Genomic DNA, 18,551 nt, shown 5'->3' with positions numbered 1-18,551 from the left:
TTTTCAGGTACCGACGGGTGCCTGTTCGCCGGAGCCAACCCCACAACAGCTGCAGCAGCCGCGCCACTCTGAGCTGTCGGCTGGCCACCAGCCATAAGGGCATTGCCCGCTGTCCACTAGGAATTTCCCGATACGACAATCGTCAGGCAGGAAAAGTGTGACGGCGTCGAAACATCAGCAGATACACGCCCAGCACCCATACCAGGGCCGCACACCAGCCGCCCAGAATGTCGGACGGAAAATGCACGCCCAGATAGATGCGTGACAGACCAACCAGCACGACGAACAGCAGCGCCCAAACCACTACCGGCCAGCGCCAGCGCGTGGGCCACGCCAGCAGCACCACCGTCAGTGCCAGCGTCATCGATCCCATTGCATGGCCACTGGGAAAGCTGAAGGTACTTTCCGGCGCAATGGACTCCCACAGAGTCGGACGCTCCCGCTGGAAAATCTGCTTGCTGCCCACGTTCAACAACGCGGATCCCACGAATGCCGTTGTGGCGAATGCCGCTTTCCGCCAACGCCGAGCCAGAATCAGCGCCCCGACAATCAGCACGTCAAGCGGAATGACACCCCATTGGTAACCCAGCTTGGACATCACCACGAAAAAGTCGTTCAACGCCGGAGAGGCCAGCGCCTTCATCCGCAGCAGCACGGCATGGTCGACATGGAGGGCCTCGGCCTCGTGGATCTCGTCGGCCAGGGCGACAAAACCGGCCAGTGGCAGCAGCACACCGGCAAACAGCAGTACCAGCCGCCACGCATTGTGCCCAAACCAGCGCCGCAGGCCGGCCGCCTCGCTCCGGGAATCAGCCGGAGCTTCGTACATATCGGGTTTCAACGTAGTTGTCGATCAGTGCAACAAAGTCCTGGGCGATGTTCTCGCCTCGCAGCGTCACTTTCTTCTCGCCGTCGACAAACACCGGCGCAGCCGGAGTCTCGCCGGTACCTGGCAGTGAAATACCGATGTTGGCGTGCCGGGATTCGCCCGGACCGTTGACGATGCAGCCCATCACCGCCAGCGTCATGTTCTCCGCACCCGGATGGCTGACGCGCCATACCGGCATCTTCTCGCGCACGTGGTTCTGCACCACCTTGGCCAGCTCCTGGAAGAACTCGGAGGTGGTACGGCCACAGCCCGGACAGGCCGTGACCATTGGCGTGAACGCGCGTTGCCCGGTGGTCTGCAGCAGCTCCTGCGCGACGATGACTTCCTGGGTGCGCGACTGGCCCGGTTCGGGGGTGAGCGAGATGCGGATGGTGTCGCCGATCCCTTCCTGCAGCAGAACCGCCAACGCCGCCGACGAGGCGACGATGCCCTTGCTGCCGATGCCGGCTTCGGTGAGCCCCAGATGCAGGGCGAAATCGGAGCGGTTGGCCAAGTCACGGTAGACCGCGATCAGTTCCTGCACGCCGCTGACCTTGGCCGACAACACGATGCGGTCACGTGGCAGGCCCAGCTCGACGGCGGTTTCGGCCGAATCGATTGCCGAGCGGATCAGCGCCTCGCGCAGCACGCGGCCGGCATCCCACGGTTGCGCACGCTGGCTGTTCTCGTCCATCAGCCTGGCCGCCAGCGACTGGTCCAGCGAGCCCCAGTTGGCGCCGATGCGTACCGGCTTGTCGTACTTGATGGCGAATTCGATCAGCTGCGCGAACTGGGTGTCCTTCTTCTTGCCGAAGCCGACGTTGCCCGGATTGATGCGGTACTTGGCCAACGCCTCGGCGCAGGCCGGTTCGTTGCCCAGCAGCTGATGGCCGTTGTAGTGGAAGTCACCGATCAGCGGCACATCGATGCCCATCATCGCCAGCTTCTCGACGATGCGCGGAATGGCGGCCGCGGATTCGGGATTGTTGACAGTCAGTCGTACCATTTCCGAACCGGCCCGCCACAACTCGGCGACCTGTTTCACGCTGGCGGCTACATCGGCGGTGTCGGTGTTGGTCATCGACTGCACAACCACGGGGTGGCCGCCCCCTACTTTCACCCCGCCGATATTCACGGACTGGGTTATGCGGCGGGGCCACGCGGTAGCGTCGGTGGGCGGAGTCGGTCGGGTCACGGCGTCATGCATGCGGCCATTTTAGCGCGCCTGGCCATCGTCGGGCATGAACCTTGCGGTGGGCTTTATCCACCTCGACAGCATACGATTGACCAATGAACACCCGCGACACTTCTTTCCTGCGCACCCTGTGCAGTCTGCGCTGGCTGGCCACTGCCGGCCAGGCCGCAACCATCCTCGTCGCCACCTGGCTGCTGGGGCTGGAGCTGCCACAACTGCCGCTGTGGGCCGGTGTCTTCGTGCTGGCACTGTTCAACCTGTACGTGCAACTGCGCGTACATGACAGCGATGTGGCACCGGCCACGGCGTTTGGCCACATTCTGGTCGATGTCACGGTACTGACGTGGATGGTGGGCTGGAGCGGCGGCATCAGCAATCCGTTCGGCTCCCTGTTCCTGATCCTGATCGCACTGGCGGCGCTGGCCCTGCCGCTGCGCTGGACCCACGCGGTAGCCGCCGCCTGCGTGGGTGGCTATGCGCTCAGTGCGGCATTCGGTCTGCCGCTGCAAGGCGGCCATTTCGATTCGATGAGCCTGCATCTTTGGGGCGCGGCAGCCAACTTCCTGCTCTCCAGCGTCGTGGTGCTGGTGTTCTCCACCCGTCTGGCCGCGGCGTTGCGCGAACGCGAGAACCAGCTGGCGCTGCTGCGCGAGCGCTTCGTACGCAACGAAGGCATCGTCGCCCTGGCCACCCACGCCGCCTCGGTGGCGCACGAACTCAACACCCCGCTGGCGACCATGACACTGCTGACCGACGATATCGCCGAGCAATGCGCCGACGATCCGGAGATGCGCGAGGACCTGGAAACCCTGCGCGAGCTGCTGGTGCAATGCCGGGAGCGCGTCCTGGCGCTGGCGGCTCCCGCCGAAGGCGTACGTCGCAGCCGCAGCGTGGCATCCATCGGCAGCGTGCTTGAACAATGGCGCCTGGTACGCCCGACCATCCAGCTGCGACGCAATCCCGAGGCGCCCCTGCAACTGAAGCTGGACCCCGGCGTGGGCCACCTGCTGCAGGTGCTGTTGAACAATGCCGCTGATGCCGGCGAAGGCGCAGGACGCCCGCAAGTCGACCTGGATCTGCAGGTAAGGGACGGCCAGCTCTACGGCGAAGTGCGCGACTATGGCCCCGGCTTCAATGCCGACGCCGCCGCGCTGCCCGGCACCCTGTTCAACAGCGGCAAAACCGACGGCATGGGGGTCGGCCTGGCGCTGTCCCATGCCACCATTGAACGCCTGCATGGCGAGTTGTGGCTGCGTCCTGCCGAGGGCCAGGGAGCGCGCGTCGGCTTCCGCCTGCCGCTGGACAATGCCGAGGTAAATACATGAACACCCCTGTGACCCACGGCCTGCTGGTCGACGATGATCCGCTCTATCTGCGCACTTTGCAGCGCACCCTTGCCCGGCGCGACATCGAAACAATCACCGCCACCGATATCGACAGCGCACTGCAACTGGCCACCCAGGCGCCCCCCGCGTTTGCGCTGATCGACCTCAAGCTTGGCACCGAATCCGGACTCAACCTGATCCAGCCCTTGCGCGAGCTGCGTCAGGACATGCGTATTCTGCTGGTGACCGGCTATGCCTCGATCGCGACCGCGGTCGAAGCGATCAAGCTGGGCGCCGATGACTATCTGCCCAAGCCGGCCACAGTGCAGATGATCCTGCGCGCGCTCGGCGAGGACGACGAGGCAGGCGACGAGCCCGAAGAAGTCGAGCCACCCGATGCGATGACGCCGATCAGCCGCCTGCAGTGGGAGCACATCCAGCAGGCGCTGCATGAGACCGGCGGCAATGTCTCGGCCGCTGCACGCCTGCTGGGCATGCACCGGCGCTCGCTGCAGCGCAAGCTGACCAAGCGCCCCAGCCCCGAGCGCGATCCCAACCGCTGAACGGGAAACGCCGCGCATCGCTGCACGGCGTTTCTGATCACACGCTGCTGCAGCGCGCGGCTCAGCGCAGACGGGCCAGCACTTCGCGGGTCATCGGATCGGCAATATCCACCGCCTCACCCTGCAATGCCGGCAACAGCTGGCTGGCCAGCTGCTTGCCCAGCTCCACACCGAACTGGTCAAAAGCATTGATGTCCCAGATCAGCGACTGCACATATACCGCGTGCTCGTACATCGCGATCAGTGCGCCGAGTGCCTGTGGGGTCAGCGCATCGAGCAGAATCAGTGTGCTCGGACGGCCGCCCGGGTACTGGCGGTGCGGGTCTTCGCTGTGCTGGCCGTTGGCCAGCGCCTCGGTCTGCGCCAGCAGATTGGCCAGCAGCGCCTGGTGATTGATCGCGTAGGGATTATCGCTGCGCACACAGCCGATGAAATCGGCCGGCACGATGCTGGTGCCTTGATGCAGCGCCTGGAAGAAGCTGTGCTGCACGTCGGTACCGGCACCACCCCACCATACGGGCACCGTGTCGCCACCGACCGGGCTGCCGTCGAGCTTGACCCGCTTGCCGAGGCTTTCCATCACCAGCTGCTGCAGGTAGGACGGCAGCAGCGCCAGCCGCTGGTCGTAGGTCATCACCGCATGCGTGGCGTAGCCGAGCATGTTGCGGTTCCAGATATCGGTCAGTGCGTGCAGCACCGGCAGATTGCACTCCAGTGGCGCGCTGGCCGCATGCACATCCATTTCCGCAGCACCGGCCAGCAACTGGCCGAAGCGTTCGAAACCGATCGCCAGTGCGATCGGAAAACCGACTGCCGACCACAGCGAGTAACGTCCGCCCACCCAGTCCCACATCGGCAGCACACGCTCGGCGGCGATATCGAAGGCCTTGGCGGCGCGCTCGGGATTGGCACTGACCGCGTACAGGCGCTCGCTGCCGCCCAGCCAGTCACGCAGGATCTTGCCGTTGAGCAGGGTTTCCTGGGTGCCGAAGGTCTTGGAAATCAGGATGCCGACCGTGGTCGCAGGATCCAGTGTGGCCAACGTGCGCTGCATGGCGGCGCCGTCCACATTGGAAACGAAATGCACGCGGAAACGCGCACCCGCCGCCGGACGCAGGGCATCGGCCACCAGTCGCGGGCCCAGATCGGACCCACCGATGCCGACACTGACGATGTCGGTGACGTTGCTGGCTTCCAGCTGCCGGATCAACGCACCCATCCGCTGCTGCACGGCGGCCGCCTCGGCATGCGCGGCAACCGCGGCCGGCGCGATGCTGGCATCGCCGCGCAGCGCGCTGTGCAGCACCGCGCGGTCTTCGGTGATGTTGATCCGCTCACCGCCAAACAGCCGCTGGAAACCGCCGGCGACATCGCGCGCGGCGGCCAGCTCCAGCAGCGCCCGCAGCGCGGCCTGATCGTACTTCTGCCGCGCGAAATTCACGTACAACGGACCGACCTTGAGCGCCAGGTTTTTCACCCGATCCGGCTCGGCAGCCAGCAGTGAAGGGATACCCGTGCCCTGCAAACGCTGGGCATGGGCGTGCAATACGTCGAATCCGTTGTTCTTGGTCATGCGGCCTGTGTGGGGATGCTGTCGTTGGTGTGGGAAATACGGTTGTCGCCGTCAACGTAGACCAGCTTGGGCTTGAAGCTGTCGGCTTCTGCTTCGCTCATGCTGGCGAAGGCGGCGATGATGATGATGTCGCCCACCTGCACGTGGCGCGCGGCACCGCCGTTGAGCGAGATCACGCCGCTGCCGGCTTCGGCACGCAGCGCATAGGTGGAAAAACGCGCGCCGTTGGTGACGTCCCAGATGTGCACCTGTTCAAACTCGCGGATACCGCTGGCCTGCAGCAGGTTGTCATCAATGGCGATGGAGCCCTCGTAGTTCAGCTCCGAATGGGTGACGGTGGCACGGTGGATCTTGGTTTTGAGCAGGGAGAGATGCATGGCAATGCCGAAACTGCGTATGAAAACGCGCAGTCTAGCACCGGCACAAGGCCCTGCCCGCACTGCAGCATGACCTTTCCCGCGCGCCGGCCCCGGATATGCCGATGGCGCCACCAGGGCGCCATCGGCAGTCATTTCATGAACCGGATGGGACAGACAAAGTCCCATCGCCCCGCATTCAGAACTCTACGTTGTCGATCAGCCGGGTGGTGCCGAGCTTGGCCGCCACCAGCGCCACGCGCCGGCCGTCGTTGCTGTCGCCCGGCTCGGACAGGTCCGGCATCCGCACCACTGCATAATCAACCCGATAGCCTGCGGCTTGCAGCTGCGCGGCCGCGTCCGCCTCCACCGTGGCGCGGTCGGCACCTGCCAGATAGGCATCGCGCATCGCCAGCAACACCGTGCGGATCACGGTCGCCTGCGGGCGCACATCGGCGGTGAGGTACTGGTTGCGCGAGCTCATCGCCAAGCCATCGGCCTCGCGCACGATCTGCCCGCCGAGGATCTCGATCGGGAAGGCCAGATCGACCACCATCTGCCGGATCACCGCCAGCTGCTGGTAATCCTTGCGGCCAAACGCCGCCACATCCGGCTGCACCTGGTTGAACAGTCGCGTGACTACCGTGCAGACGCCATCGAAGTGACCGGGACGATGGGCCCCTTCCAGCAACGAGCTGACACCCGGCACATGCACACTGGCAGCCAGCTCAACGCCAAACGGGTACATCGATTCGACCGTCGGCAGCCACAACACGTCACAACCGGCCTGCTCCAGGCCACTGGTGTCGGCTTCCGGGGTGCGCGGATAGCGGGTGAAGTCCTCGTTCGGGCCGAACTGGGTCGGATTGACGAATACACTGGAAACCACGCGATCGGCATGCTGGCGCGCCAGCTCCACCAGCGAATAGTGGCCAGCGTGCAGGTTGCCCATGGTGGGCACCAGCGCGACGCGCAGACCCTGACGCTTCCAGCCGGTGACAATGGCACGCAGCCGGGATAGTTCGGTAACGGTTTCAATCATGATGCGTAGGCGTGTTCTGCGTCAGGGAAGGTACCGGCGCGGACCGCGTCGGCATAGGCACGGACGGCACCGGCCACCGACCCGCCCTCGGCAAGGAAATCCTTGACGAACTTGGGGCGTCGATGACCGCTGTCCAGGCCGAGGAAATCATGCAGCACCAGCACCTGCCCGTCGCACTCGGGGCCGGCACCAATACCGATGGTGGGAATGGCGGTCTCGGCGGTGACGCGCCCGGCCAGCGGCGTTGGTACACATTCGAGCACCAGCAAGCTGGCGCCCGCCTCGGCCACGGCCTTGGCATCGTCCAGCAGCTGCCGGGCGGCATCGCCCCGGCCCTGCACACGGTAGCCCCCCAGGCGCAGCACCGATTGCGGGGTCAGCCCCAGGTGCGAACACACCGGAATCTCACGCTCGACCAGGTGGCGGATGATGTCCAGCTTGAAGCCGGCACCTTCGATCTTGACCATCTCGGCGCCGGCCTTGAGCAGCTGCAGCGATGCCTCCAGCGCCCGCTCCGGCGTGGCATCGGCGCCGAAGGGCAGATCAGACACCAGCAGCGCACGTTGCAGCACGCTGGCGACCGCGCGGGTGTGATAGACCACGTCTTCCACACTGACCGGCAAGGTGGAGTCATGCCCCTGCACCACCATGCCGAGCGAATCACCCACCAGGATCAGGTCAACGCCGTTGGCGTCAAACGAACGGGCAAAGCCGGCGTCGTAGGCGGTCAACATCACCAGCTTCTGGCCATTTCGCTTGGCCTCGGCCAGCGCGGGAACGGTCCAAGGCTTGCTGTCTGCGTGAATGCTCATGAATTGATAACGGTTGGCGATAAGCCACGCATTATCCCCCTATCGGATCGATACCGCAGGTTTTCACACCAGCCAGCACGTCACGCACCGTTCCATGCCCGGGGATCCAGGCCTCTGGCGCGACATCGGCCAAGGGCAGCAACGCGAACGCGCGCTCGTGCAGGTGGGGATGGGGCACCTGCAGACGCGGCAGCTGCACGACGCTGTCGGCATAGAGCAGCAGGTCCAGATCCAGCGTCCGCGGCCCCCAGCGTTCATCCGGCAGTCTTACACGACCGAACTGCTGCTCGATGGCCAACAGGTGATCCAGCAGCTGCAGCGGAGCCAGTGTTGTTTCCAGCGCTGCCGCCGCATTGATGAAAGGCGGCTGCGCCTCATTGCCCCACGCCGGCGTGCGATACAGGCGGGAGCTGCGCAGCAGCCGCGCCTGTGGCAAGCGTGCCAGCGCCTGCAGCGCGGCGCGCACCGTGGCGCAGGCATCGCCAAGATTCGCCCCCAGCCCAACGCAGGCCAGCACCATCGCGGCTACTCGCCCGAGGCGGCCGGAGCCCCGGACCGGCGACGGCGACGGCGGCGACGCGGTGCATCCCCCTCTGCCAGCACCTCGCTATTCATTTCATCAAGCGAAGACTCGAGCTGCCGCCCGGACTGCTGTTGCGCTTCGCGCCAGAACGCGATGTCTTCAGCATGCTCGGTCGAGGCGACGCCACGCAACACCAGGAAATCAAATGCCGCACGGAAGCGCGGATGGGTCAGCGTACGGAACACCCGCTTGCGCTGACGCGAGCTGAAGCGCGATTGCAGCAGCCAGATTTCCTGCATCGGCAGCGAGAACCGGCGCGGCAGCGCGATGGTGGTGAGCTGGTGCAGCGTCACCCGGTCTGCCGCGCGGCGCTGCGCCTCCTCCATCGCCACGCCCTGCTTCTGCAGCGCCATCAAGGAACGGCAGAACGCGGGCCACAGCAGCAACGCGAACAGGAATGCCGGCGACACAGGCTCGTCATTGGCCACCCGCTCGTCGGTATTGCGCAGCCCTTCGATCAGGATGCTGCGCAAGGCGCCGGTGCGGTTGCTCTTGAGCGCTGCAGCGCTTTCCGGGAACAGCACCGCCAGCAGGCCGTAGCGCTCCAGCCCCTCGAAACCGGCAACGCCATGCCCGGAAAGGAACAGCTTGAGCACTTCCTCGAACAGCCGCGCCGGTGCCGCCTCACCCAGCAGGTTGGCCAGACGCGGAATCGGCTCGGCCGTGGCCTCGTCGATCGTAAAATCCAGCTTGGCCGCCAGCCGTACCGCACGCAGCATGCGCACCGGATCCTCGCGATAGCGCTGCTCAGGATCGCCGATCAGCTTCATCGTGCGCGCCTGCACATCCTCGAACCCGCCGGTGTAATCGCGCACCGAGAAATCCTCGATCGCGTAATACAGCGCATTGCAGGTGAAATCGCGGCGCAACGCATCGTCTTCAATCGTGCCGTAGACGTTGTCGCGCACCAGCATGCCGTTCTCGACCTCGCGATCACCACTGCCATCGTCGGTGTTGGCGCGAAACGTGGCCACCTCGATGATTTCGCGCCCGAACACCACATGGGCAAGGCGGAAACGGCGGCCGATCAGGCGGCAATTGCGGAAGAGCTGCTTAATCTGCTCGGGCGTGGCATCGGTGGCCACGTCGAAATCCTTGGGACGACCGTCCACCAGAAGATCTCGGACCGCACCACCGACCAGATAGGCGGCGAAACCGGCCTCGCGCAGACGGTAGAGCACACGCAATGCATTGGGACTGATGTCCTTGCGCGAAATAGTGTGCTGGTCGCGGGGGATGGTGCGCAGCGTGAACGGCTTTGTAACTGTGGAATTGATGTTGGCGCTTCCAGTTGGGTTTACGGGATTGCCGAGCGGCAACCAGATGCATATACTAGCGCGCTCGCCGGACGCGACCAATACGCTCCCTTCGTCTAGTGGTTAGGACGTGGCCCTCTCAAGGCTAAAACAGGGGTTCGAGTCCCCTAGGGAGCGCCACGCGCCCGGCAGATCCACGCGAAACCCCGCTTATGCGGGGTTTTTGCGTTTACAGGCCCGACGATCACAACGCCGGTGATGGAGTGCCGCACCGGCATGGGCGATGCGGAGCGGAGAAGCAGGCGCCACCAGCGCACCTCCTCACGCCTCACCATCCGGCCGGCCAGACGACACCCTCGTCTCTTCACCCCTTGGCAGACAGCCCCATCACACCGGCGCGCCGGCTGCCGGCGCGCGCCCGGCGGCGAATTGCAGACCACCACGCGGGCGGCAACACACATAAAAGAAAGCGCTCAAACGCCTCGAGAGTCCCCGCCCCAAATGAGAACAAGTGCGCCCCAGCACAGCATCGTGCACTAGAATATGGCGGCTAATCGCCGGACCCTGCCATGCCCTTCGTCGTTACTGAAAACTGCATCAAGTGCAAACACACAGACTGCGTTGAAGTCTGCCCCGTGGACTGTTTCCACGAGGGCCCGAACTTCCTGGTCATCGACCCGGATGAGTGCATCGACTGCACGCTGTGCGAACCCGAATGCCCGGTCAACGCCATTTTCCCGGAAGACGACGTGCCAGCCGGCCAGGAAGGCTTTGTCGCCCTGAACGCCGAACTGGCCAAGGCGTGGCCGGTGCTGACTGTGCGCAAGGATCCGCCGGCTGATGCCGCCGAATGGGATGGCAAGCCCGACAAACTCAAGCTGCTGGAACGCTGAGCATCGCCAGCGGCAGCACAATGAAAACGGGCGCCGATGGCGCCCGTTTTGCTTTCAACTTGGCAATACGGGTTCAACCGCCCAGCTGCGTCTTCAAGGTGGCGATCAACTTCAGCGCGGCCGCATCGGTGGCCGGCAAGCCACGCGGATCCACCGCCGAAACGTAGACGCCCGCATCGACGGCCACCACGCGCACCAGGAAGTTGCTGCCTTCATAGGCCACGTCGTAGGAGCCCAGCAGCTGCGCACGGCTGGCGATAGTCACGCCCTCGATCGCCGCAAGGGCATCGCCCACCTTGCCGAAAACGTCGTCGCGACCACCACTGACAGTGAAACCGCTCTGCGAGGCGGCCACCGTTGCCGCCGAAGCCGCGGCCGGCTTGGCTGCCGACGCCAATGCCGGAACCGGCGCCGCACCGGCGGTATTGGGCAGGGTCAGATCGGGCGGCACTTCCAGCGGACGGGCTTCCGGCGCCAGGGCGTAGTCACCTCGCGCCCCGCGCTTGAAGCAGCCGGTGGCGGCAACGGTGGTGACAACGGCAAGCAGCGCCAAAGAAAGCACGCGGAAGGTGGAGGTTTGACGCATGGTGTATCTCCTGGTTCAGGCCACTGCAGTTCAGTGGCTGGATAGTTCTTCCAACGCACCGATATCGGCGGCCAGATGATCGGCGGCAGCGTGGTACGCGGCGGAAAGCGGCAACAGTGGCAGACGCAGGCCGTGGCCGATACCGGCGCGCTGCAACAGCGCCTTCACCGGAATCGGATTGGATTCGACACCACAGAAGTCATGGTACGGCTGCAAGCGGGCATCCCACGCCTCGGCGGCAGCGGCATCGCCGGCACGGGCCAGATCACACAGGACCCGGTATGCACCCGGCAACGCATTGGAGCCGACCGAAATCAGACCATCGGCGCCGGCGAGCATGGAACGCGCTGCAGTGGCATCGTCGCCACTGAGCAGGGTGAAGCTGTCGCTGCGAAGCTCAAGCAACGCCTTCAGGCGCGACACGTCACTGACGGCCTCCTTGATCGCGACGACATTGGGGTGCGCCGACAGCTCCGCCACGGTTTCGGGCAACAGATCGCAGCCCGTGCGGCCGGGCACGTTGTACAGCACGACCGGCAATCCGCCCTGCTCAGCCACGGCCAGATAGTGCTGGCGCAGCCCTTCCTGGGTGGGGCGCACATAAGGCGGCGTCACCACCAGTGCGTGGGTGGCGCCGGCACACGCGGCACGCCGGGTGATATCGATGGTCTTCGCGGTACCGGAAACCCCGGTCCCGGCCAGCACCGGTATCCGCCCACCGACAGCGGCCACGGCCGAGCGCAGCAGGGTTTCATACTCTTCGTCGGAGAGCGTGGATGCCTCACCGGTGGAGCCGGCCACCACCACACCGTGAACACCTGCCTGCAGCTGCATCGCCAGCAGGCGCTGCCAGCCTTCCGGGTCGAGTGCGCCGTCAGCCCGGAACGGGGTGGCAAGCGCGGTGATAAGTCCTGAAATTGACAAGGGAACCGGTGCTCTTTGTGGGGTAAAGAGGCCTGCCGGCGGGCAGGTTCGTGACCGAAAGCATGTTACTTGCCGGTCGAAAGGGGGGGCAAGTATGCTGGAGGCCAGTAAACGGACCGCCGCCGGCACCGTTCAGCCTCTCACGCATTACCGGAACCACCTTGACCGACACCACTCCGCGGCCGTTGCCGACCGAAAACCACCTCCTGATCAACGCCTATACGACGCATCCGGAGTCTCCCCTGCTGTCCGTTACCCGGCGCATCGCCGACAGTGGCTGCAACCTGGTCGATGCCCGCCTGTCCACGGTCGGGCGTGATGTCTCGGTGACCACGCTGGCGACCGGCTCCTGGGACGCGGTTGCCAAACTCGAATCCATGCTGACCCGGCTTGAGCGCGAAGAAAGCATGAAGCTGGTCTGGTACCGCACCGAGGCCAAGCAGGTCCAGTCCAATCTGCTGCCGTATATCGTCGAGGTCATCGCCGCCGACAAGCCGGGCATCCTGTTCCAGCTGGCCGATTTCTTCGACCGCCAGGGCATCACCATCGAGAACCTGCAGAGCACACGCTACCAGGCCATGCAGACCGGTGCGGAGATGTTCTCCGCGCAGATCACCATCGGCGTGCCGGCGAACATGCATATCGCCGCGCTGCGCGATGACTTCCTTGAGTTCTGCGACCACCTCAACCTGGACGCGATCATGGATCCGATGAAGTTCTGACCCATTCGCGCGCCCGTCACAGGTGCGCGGCGTTTCATGCAATTGCAATCGAATCACCCCAGGCTCCGGAAAGGATCTGATGAACATCGGCGATACCCTGGACAGCATCACCCTCGATCTTCCGCTGGCACTGTCCGGCGGCACGACCACCACTCTGCGCGAGCAGGGCGGCCACTGGCTGGTGCTGTACTTCTACCCGAAGGACAGTACCCCGGGCTGCACCACCGAAGGTCTGGATTTCAACGCCCTGCTGCCCCAGTTCAAGCAGGCCGGCGCCCGTGTATTCGGCGTCTCGCGCGACTCGGTGAAGTCACACGACAATTTCTGCGCCAAGCAGGGATTCGATTTCCCACTGATCAGCGACAGCGATGAAGCGCTGTGCAGCGCCTTCGACGTGATCAGGATGAAGAACATGTACGGCAAGCAGGTGCGCGGGATCGAACGCAGCACCTTCCTGATCTCGCCCGACGGCACGCTGGTGCAGGAATGGCGCAAGGTCAAGGTCGCCGGCCATGCCGATGCCGTACTTGAAGCCCTGAAGGCCGCCCCGAGCAAGTGAGCCACCTGCCGTCCCCACCCGCCCCATCGCCCTGCCCCGCAGGTGCGATGGTGTGACCCTGCCCGCCACCAGGAATCGATGATGACCCGAGGCAAGCGCATCTACGTGCTGGACACCAACGTGCTGATGCACGATCCGACCGCGCTGTTCAAATTCGAGGAACATGATGTCTACCTGCCGATGCAGGTGATCGAGGAACTGGACAACAGCAAGAAGGGCACCACCGAGGCCAGCCGCAACGCCCGCCAGGTGAGCCGTTTCCTGGACGAGCTGATCGAGGCCGCCGGCATCGGCAGCGTGCAGGACGGGGTGCCACTGGACCGCCCCAAGGGCCTGCAGCTGCGCGGTGCGCAAAGTGCCGGCCGTCTGTACTTCCAGACCAGCCATTTCGACGCCGGCAAGAGCTTTGGCAAGGTCATCCCGGACAACGCCATCCTCGGCGCGATCCTCGTCTTGAGAGAGCAGCACCCGGATACGCCGGTGGTGTTCATCTCCAAGGACATCAACCTGCGCATCAAGGCCGCCATCGCCGGCATCGATTCGGAGGATTACGAGAACGACCGCGCGCTGGACGATTTCAGCCTGCTCTATACCGGCGCCACCCAGCTGCCGGAAGATTTCTGGAAGAAGCACAGCGACAACCTGCGCAGCTGGAGCGACAAGGGCCGTACCAGCTACGAGATCCTGGCCGCCGACGACGAGGACTGGCACCCCAACCAGTACGCCTACCTTCCGGGCGAGGATGAGGTCGAACTCAAGGTCACCCGGGTTGAAGGCGACGGTCGCATCACCCTCTCGCTGGTCAGTGATTTCCGCCACAGCGCGCATTCGGTGTGGGGCATCACCGCGCGCAACCGTGAGCAGAATTTCGCGCTCAACGCGTTGATGGACCCGGAGATCGATTTCGTGACCCTGCTCGGCACCGCCGGTACCGGCAAGACCCTGCTGGCGCTGGCGGCCGGCCTGGCGCAGACGCTGGACCAGCAACGCTACCGCGAGATCATCATGACCCGCGCCACGGTCAGCGTCGGCGAGGACATCGGCTTCCTGCCGGGCACCGAGGAAGAAAAGATGACGCCCTGGATGGGGGCGCTCACCGACAATCTGGAAGTGCTCACCCACAACCAGGACGGCGGCTCATGGGGCCGTGCGGCCACCAACGACCTGCTCGCCAGCCGCATCAAGATCCGCTCGTTGAACTTCATGCGCGGCCGCACTTTCCTGTCGCGCTACCTGATCCTGGATGAGGCGCAGAACCTCACGCCCAAACAGATGAAGACGCTGATCACCCGTGCCGGCCCCGGCACCAAGATCGTCTGCCTGGGCAATGTCGAACAGATCGATACACCGTATCTGACCGAAACCACCTCCGGCCTCACCTATGCGGTGGACCGCTTCAAGAACTGGCCGCACAGTGCGCACATCACCCTGCGTCGGGGCGAGCGTTCGCGCCTGGCCGATTATGCCTCGGAGGTCCTGTGAAACACCTGCACGTCCTGCTGTCGGCCTGCGCCGCTCTCGCACTGGCCGCATGTACTCCTTCCAACGTGAAACCGGGCGCTGTCGTGCCCACAGCGATCAAGGCCGGACAGTCCTGGGTGGTGACCCGGCCGGTGATCGCCGCGGAGGTGCTGGACACCTGCTCGCGTGACAGCCCCGCCAAACATGCCGGCGCCATTAGCGGTTACTGGGCCCCCAGCCGCGCCGATATCGAGACCCTGGAAAGCCAGCTCTCACGCCTGCAGCCGGAGGTTGCCGAACCGGCCCTGTCCAGTCGGCAATACGTGGGCTTCGAATCCGGCGGCAAGCGCCTGATCTACATCAACGCGTTCACCCTGCCGGACCACAGCAAGAGGGATCCGGCGCGCGAGGCCATACGCGCCTGCGATGGCGGCGACAGTTTCTGGGGCGCCGTCTACGATCCGCAGAGCGGCACCTTCTCCAGCGTCGAGCGCAACGGCCCGCCGCCGTCACCCTGAGGCGGCCACATGGGAATCCGCCTGCCGGTGTGGGTCTGGATCGGCGCTGTCGCGCTGTCCTGTGTGGCCGGCATGGTCAACGTGGCCGGCTTTCTGGGCTTTGAACACCAGGCTGTCAGCCACCTTACCGGCAGCACCAGCCAGCTGGGCATTGCGCTGGCACAAGGTCACTGGCGCCAGGTCGGGCACCTGTGGGGATTGCTGATCGCGTTCTCGCTGGGCGCCATGCTCAGTGGATTGATCATCCAGGACAGCACCCTGCAGATCGGGCGGCGCTACGGGGTTGCACTGGCACTTGAATCGGCACTGCTGCTGCTGGCCATTCCACTGTTCAAGCAGCAACAGGTCTGGGGCGCCTGGGCAGCGGCAATGGCTTGCGGACTGCAAAATGCCATGGCCACCACCTTCAGCGGCGCGGTGGTACGCACCACCCATCTGAGCGGCATGTTCACCGATCTCGGCATCGGCCTGGGCCACCTGCTACGCGGACTGCCCCTGCCCATGCGGCGCCTGACCCTGAGCGGCCTGATCATCAGCGGCTTCCTGAGTGGCGGCGTGATAGGTGCGTGGCTGTTTGCGCGCTGGAAGTACGACGCCCTGCTTGCACCGGCCCTTCTGACCGGAGCCACCGGTGTTGGCTATGTGCTGTATCGCCAATGGATGACACGGCAACGCGGCTGAGACATGTTTTCCGCAAACATTGCACAATCGTGCACATGAGCCCTTCAACGCCGTTCTCCGCCCTGACCATCGCCGGCTCCGACTCCGGCGGCGGCGCAGGCATCCAGGCCGACCTAAAGGCCTTCGCCGCGCATCGCGTACACGGCCTCTCCGCCATCGCCGCACTCACCGCACAGAACACCCGCGGCGTTACCGCCGTGCATGTCCCGCCACTGGATTTCCTGCAGGCACAGATCGACGCCTGTTTCGACGACTTCGACATCCATGCAGTCAAACTGGGCATGCTGGCCAACGCCGAGGTCATCCATCTCGTCGCCGGCATACTGGAACAACGTCGCCCGCCACAGGTCGTGCTCGATCCGGTCATGATCGCCACCAGTGGTGCCAGACTGCTGCAAGACAGCGCCTTGCAAACCCTGCGCGAACGCCTGTTGCCGTTGGCGACACTGATCACCCCCAATACGCCCGAAGCCGAGCTGCTGCTTGGCCGGCGCATCAACAACGCCGCCGACGCCGATGATGCGGCCGATGCACTGATCGGCATGGGCGCCAGCGCGGTCCTGCTCAAAGGTGGGCACCTGTTTGAAGGCAACCGCGTCACCGATCGCTACTTCGATGGCGTCACCCGCGAAGAATTCAGCCATGCGCGACTGCCGGTCGATGCCCACGGCACCGGCTGCACACTGGCCTCGGCCATCGCCGCGCAACTGTGCTGCGGCCTGTCGATGCCCAACGCCTGCGAAGCGGCAATCGACTACATCGCGCGCGGCCTCCAGGGCGGCTATCGGCCCGGCCACAGCGACGTCATGGTGCTCGATCACTTCGGCGCCGCGCGCACGGCATGAACGCTACAGCGCGAGTGTCCATCACCAGCGCCGACGGACACCAGTTCGAGCTGCTGAGCCATGTACCCGAGCAGGCGACAGCCAGCCTGCTGTGGCTGCCTGCATTGGGCGTCGCCGCACGCCACTATCAGCCCTTCGCCGAAGCCCTGGCCGCTGAAGGCGTCGCCGTGTTCGTGCACGAATGGCGTGGCAATGGCAGCAGCAGCCTGCGGCCTGATCGCCATCACGACTGGGGCTATAGCGAACTGTTGCAGTACGACCTGCCCGCTGCCGAAGCCGCCATCCGCGCGGCCGCACCCGGCCTGCCATTCCGACTGGGCGGACACAGCCTCGGCGGCCAACTGGGCTGCTGTCACGCCGGGCTGCGCACCGGAGATCTGGATGCACTGTGGCTCATCGCCAGCGGCACACCGTGGTGGCGCAGCTTTCCCGCACCGCGCCGCTACCTGCTGCCATTGGCCTATCGGTTCCTGCCATGGTTGGCGCAGCGCCTGGGCGCACTGCCCGGCCGCCGGGTCGGCTTCGGCGGCACCGAGGCACGCGGTCTGATCCATGACTGGGCGCGCGTCGGCCTGAGCAACCACTACGCCGCGCGCGATCTGGCCAACGACCTGGAAGCGGGCATGCGCACCGTCTCGACCCCGGTCTCGGCGATCGTATTCAATCGTGACTGGCTGGCTCCTGCCGGTTCGATGCAGCAGCTGCTGGCGAAGATGCCCGCATCCAAGCCCATGCTGCATGTGCTGTCATCACAGCAACTGGGCACCAGGGCAGATCACTTCCACTGGATGAAAACACCGCAACAGGTCGCCGCCACCCTGCTCCGTCACAATGATTAAGAAAATTTCACAAAAGCATTGACGCACACGCAGCATATCCGCATAATCTCGCTCCTGACGACGGGCCCGTAGCTCAGTTGGATAGAGTACCTGGCTACGAACCAGGCGGTCGGGAGTTCGAATCTCTCCGGGCCCACCACGTCAGAAATCGGAACCAGCTTCCGCAGCTTCAAACCAGAATAATGTAACGCGCGCCCGTAGCTCAGTTGGATAGAGTACCTGGCTACGAACCAGGCGGTCGGGAGTTCGAATCTCTCCGGGCGCACCATTACATTAAAGAAAACAGCAGGCATAGCCTGCTGTTTTTGCATGCGCGCTATCCAGCAACGCACAAGCGCAGATCAAACTGCCGCAACCCGAAGAAGCCGAAGCCACAGGGATAATGCCCCGGTCGGCTCTGCAGAGCCCAAGCCTCCCAAGCACAGCCTTTAGCGCAGCCTTCATACCCAGCAGTTGCTGCGGATAGCGGTAGAACTGGCTCCAACCGCCCACAAGGCCGGCAGCCCGCCACCAGCCAGCCTAAGTGCAGCCGGCGGATGCACTGCCCCTCCAACGCGCGCATGACACGCCCCACAATCCCGCCCCACCGCAGACAGCACGGCGCGATGAATTCTTGCCGCACCCGCCTACCGCCTACCGGCCCAGCGTAGTGACAGTGACCAGAACCCCACACCATTGTCCGAGCACAACAGGAAGCGGATCGGCATCCGACGCAGCGTGCCGAGCCGAAGGGACAGCGCTCACCTCAAGGTAGCGCCGGCAGCAATGACCAGCCCAGCAGCTGCCGGGCGCAGCACGCCGAAGTCCACCACCCCCTCGACCACGCCAAACCCGGCACAAGTCTGGCGCATGCGTCAGTAGAGGTATTACCTGGATCGATAACGCATGCCCGGCCCACTTGCACTCCAGTCACCCTATCAACTGGAACACTCGCCACATGGCACTCCCGC

Annotated in this window: 20 protein-coding genes and 3 tRNA genes; 13 read left to right on the top strand and 10 right to left on the bottom strand. The window is 64.7% G+C overall.

Translation table 11 applies throughout. From position 1 onward, the window contains the following. Window positions 1-142: 142 nt before the first annotated feature. Window positions 143-829 carry a phosphatase PAP2 family protein gene (locus tag ACVOMC_RS07800; RefSeq protein ID WP_481523491.1) on the bottom strand — a complete coding sequence of 229 codons (687 nt, stop codon included), beginning with the start codon at window positions 827-829 and terminating at the stop codon, window positions 143-145. Beyond that, window positions 810-2,075: a flavodoxin-dependent (E)-4-hydroxy-3-methylbut-2-enyl-diphosphate synthase gene (gene ispG / locus ACVOMC_RS07795; protein WP_481523490.1), complete on the bottom strand. Its 1,266-nt coding sequence runs from the start codon at window positions 2,073-2,075 to the stop codon at window positions 810-812. The genes ACVOMC_RS07800 and ispG overlap by 20 nt, the downstream gene beginning before the upstream one ends. An 83-nt stretch (window positions 2,076-2,158) precedes the next feature. Between ispG and ACVOMC_RS07790 the strand changes: the two genes are divergently transcribed. Both ACVOMC_RS07790 and ACVOMC_RS07785 read left to right on the top strand, forming a co-directional pair. Further along, window positions 2,159-3,388, top strand: coding sequence for an ATP-binding protein (locus tag ACVOMC_RS07790; protein ID WP_481523489.1), 1,230 nt, complete (start codon window positions 2,159-2,161; stop codon window positions 3,386-3,388). Continuing rightward, on the top strand, window positions 3,385-3,951 hold the full coding sequence (locus ACVOMC_RS07785) for a response regulator transcription factor (RefSeq protein ID WP_481523488.1): 567 nt from the start codon (window positions 3,385-3,387) through the stop codon (window positions 3,949-3,951). Before ACVOMC_RS07790 ends, ACVOMC_RS07785 begins: the two co-directional genes overlap by 4 nt. 61 nt (window positions 3,952-4,012) lie before the next feature. On the opposite strand, the gene pgi is transcribed toward ACVOMC_RS07785, so the two are convergent. The 6 genes from pgi to pcnB form a co-directional block, all read right to left on the bottom strand. Beyond that, on the bottom strand, window positions 4,013-5,524 hold the full coding sequence (gene pgi, locus ACVOMC_RS07780; protein ID WP_481523487.1) for a glucose-6-phosphate isomerase: 1,512 nt from the start codon (window positions 5,522-5,524) through the stop codon (window positions 4,013-4,015). Then, window positions 5,521-5,901, bottom strand: coding sequence for an aspartate 1-decarboxylase (gene panD / locus ACVOMC_RS07775; protein ID WP_481523486.1), 381 nt, complete (start codon window positions 5,899-5,901; stop codon window positions 5,521-5,523). Before panD ends, pgi begins: the two co-directional genes overlap by 4 nt. Window positions 5,902-6,079: 178 nt before the next feature. Further along, window positions 6,080-6,922: a pantoate--beta-alanine ligase gene (gene panC, locus ACVOMC_RS07770; protein ID WP_481523485.1), complete on the bottom strand. Its 843-nt coding sequence runs from the start codon at window positions 6,920-6,922 to the stop codon at window positions 6,080-6,082. Then, entirely contained in the window at window positions 6,919-7,734 is an 816-nt protein-coding gene (gene panB, locus ACVOMC_RS07765; protein WP_481523484.1) for a 3-methyl-2-oxobutanoate hydroxymethyltransferase, read from the bottom strand. Before panB ends, panC begins: the two co-directional genes overlap by 4 nt. Before the next feature lie 31 nt (window positions 7,735-7,765). Continuing rightward, window positions 7,766-8,254, bottom strand: coding sequence for a 2-amino-4-hydroxy-6-hydroxymethyldihydropteridine diphosphokinase (gene folK, locus ACVOMC_RS07760; RefSeq protein WP_481523483.1), 489 nt, complete (start codon window positions 8,252-8,254; stop codon window positions 7,766-7,768). A 5-nt stretch (window positions 8,255-8,259) separates the two neighbouring features. Continuing rightward, the gene (pcnB, locus tag ACVOMC_RS07755; protein WP_481523482.1) at window positions 8,260-9,636 is read right to left on the bottom strand and encodes a polynucleotide adenylyltransferase PcnB; all 1,377 of its coding nucleotides are present in this window, start codon (window positions 9,634-9,636) and stop codon (window positions 8,260-8,262) included. Window positions 9,637-9,678: 42 nt separating this feature from the next. Here pcnB and ACVOMC_RS07750 point away from each other — a divergent pair. Together ACVOMC_RS07750 and fdxA are read left to right on the top strand one after the other, a co-directional pair. Continuing rightward, window positions 9,679-9,753 (top strand) — tRNA-Glu (locus ACVOMC_RS07750). Between the two features lie 389 nt (window positions 9,754-10,142). After that, a complete protein-coding gene (gene fdxA, locus ACVOMC_RS07745; protein WP_054656826.1) occupies window positions 10,143-10,466 on the top strand; it encodes a ferredoxin FdxA in 324 nt (107 codons plus the stop codon). Window positions 10,467-10,539: 73 nt separating this feature from the next. Here fdxA and ACVOMC_RS07740 read toward each other — a convergent pair whose 3' ends face one another. Both ACVOMC_RS07740 and dapA read right to left on the bottom strand, forming a co-directional pair. Next, window positions 10,540-11,052, bottom strand: coding sequence for a hypothetical protein (locus ACVOMC_RS07740; RefSeq protein ID WP_481523481.1), 513 nt, complete (start codon window positions 11,050-11,052; stop codon window positions 10,540-10,542). A gap of 30 nt (window positions 11,053-11,082) precedes the next feature. After that, entirely contained in the window at window positions 11,083-11,976 is an 894-nt protein-coding gene (gene dapA, locus ACVOMC_RS07735) for a 4-hydroxy-tetrahydrodipicolinate synthase (protein WP_481523480.1), read from the bottom strand. A 161-nt stretch (window positions 11,977-12,137) separates the two neighbouring features. On the opposite strand from dapA, the gene ACVOMC_RS07730 reads away from it, so the two are divergent. The 9 genes from ACVOMC_RS07730 (at window position 12,138) to ACVOMC_RS07690 (ending at window position 17,869) form a co-directional block, all read left to right on the top strand. Beyond that, a complete protein-coding gene (locus ACVOMC_RS07730; protein WP_481523479.1) occupies window positions 12,138-12,698 on the top strand; it encodes a glycine cleavage system transcriptional repressor in 561 nt (186 codons plus the stop codon). Between the two features lie 79 nt (window positions 12,699-12,777). Beyond that, window positions 12,778-13,257 carry a peroxiredoxin gene (locus tag ACVOMC_RS07725; protein WP_481523478.1) on the top strand — a complete coding sequence of 160 codons (480 nt, stop codon included), beginning with the start codon at window positions 12,778-12,780 and terminating at the stop codon, window positions 13,255-13,257. A gap of 81 nt (window positions 13,258-13,338) precedes the next feature. Continuing rightward, the gene (locus ACVOMC_RS07720) at window positions 13,339-14,739 is read left to right on the top strand and encodes a PhoH family protein (protein WP_481523477.1); all 1,401 of its coding nucleotides are present in this window, start codon (window positions 13,339-13,341) and stop codon (window positions 14,737-14,739) included. 5 nt (window positions 14,740-14,744) lie between these two features. Next, complete coding sequence (locus tag ACVOMC_RS07715; RefSeq protein ID WP_083468354.1) at window positions 14,745-15,236, top strand: hypothetical protein; 492 nt, start codon at window positions 14,745-14,747, stop codon at window positions 15,234-15,236. Window positions 15,237-15,245: 9 nt separating this feature from the next. Next, complete coding sequence (locus tag ACVOMC_RS07710) at window positions 15,246-15,917, top strand: YoaK family protein (RefSeq protein ID WP_481523476.1); 672 nt, start codon at window positions 15,246-15,248, stop codon at window positions 15,915-15,917. Between the two features lie 35 nt (window positions 15,918-15,952). Then, window positions 15,953-16,762, top strand: a complete 810-nt coding sequence (gene thiD / locus ACVOMC_RS07705; protein WP_481523475.1) for a bifunctional hydroxymethylpyrimidine kinase/phosphomethylpyrimidine kinase — start codon at window positions 15,953-15,955, stop codon at window positions 16,760-16,762. After that, window positions 16,759-17,601 (top strand): alpha/beta hydrolase family protein, encoded by an 843-nt coding sequence (locus tag ACVOMC_RS07700; RefSeq protein ID WP_481523474.1) that lies wholly within the window; start codon window positions 16,759-16,761, stop codon window positions 17,599-17,601. The genes thiD and ACVOMC_RS07700 overlap by 4 nt, the downstream gene beginning before the upstream one ends. 62 nt (window positions 17,602-17,663) lie before the next feature. Next, a tRNA-Arg gene (locus tag ACVOMC_RS07695) sits at window positions 17,664-17,740 on the top strand. 52 nt (window positions 17,741-17,792) lie between these two features. Then, a tRNA-Arg gene (locus ACVOMC_RS07690) sits at window positions 17,793-17,869 on the top strand. Window positions 17,870-18,551 lie beyond the last annotated feature (682 nt).

It is taken from the genome of Stenotrophomonas sp. STEN014 (assembly GCF_056760315.1).
Note: the sequence above shows the minus strand (reverse complement) of the source record. Positions and strands in the feature narration are given on the sequence as shown.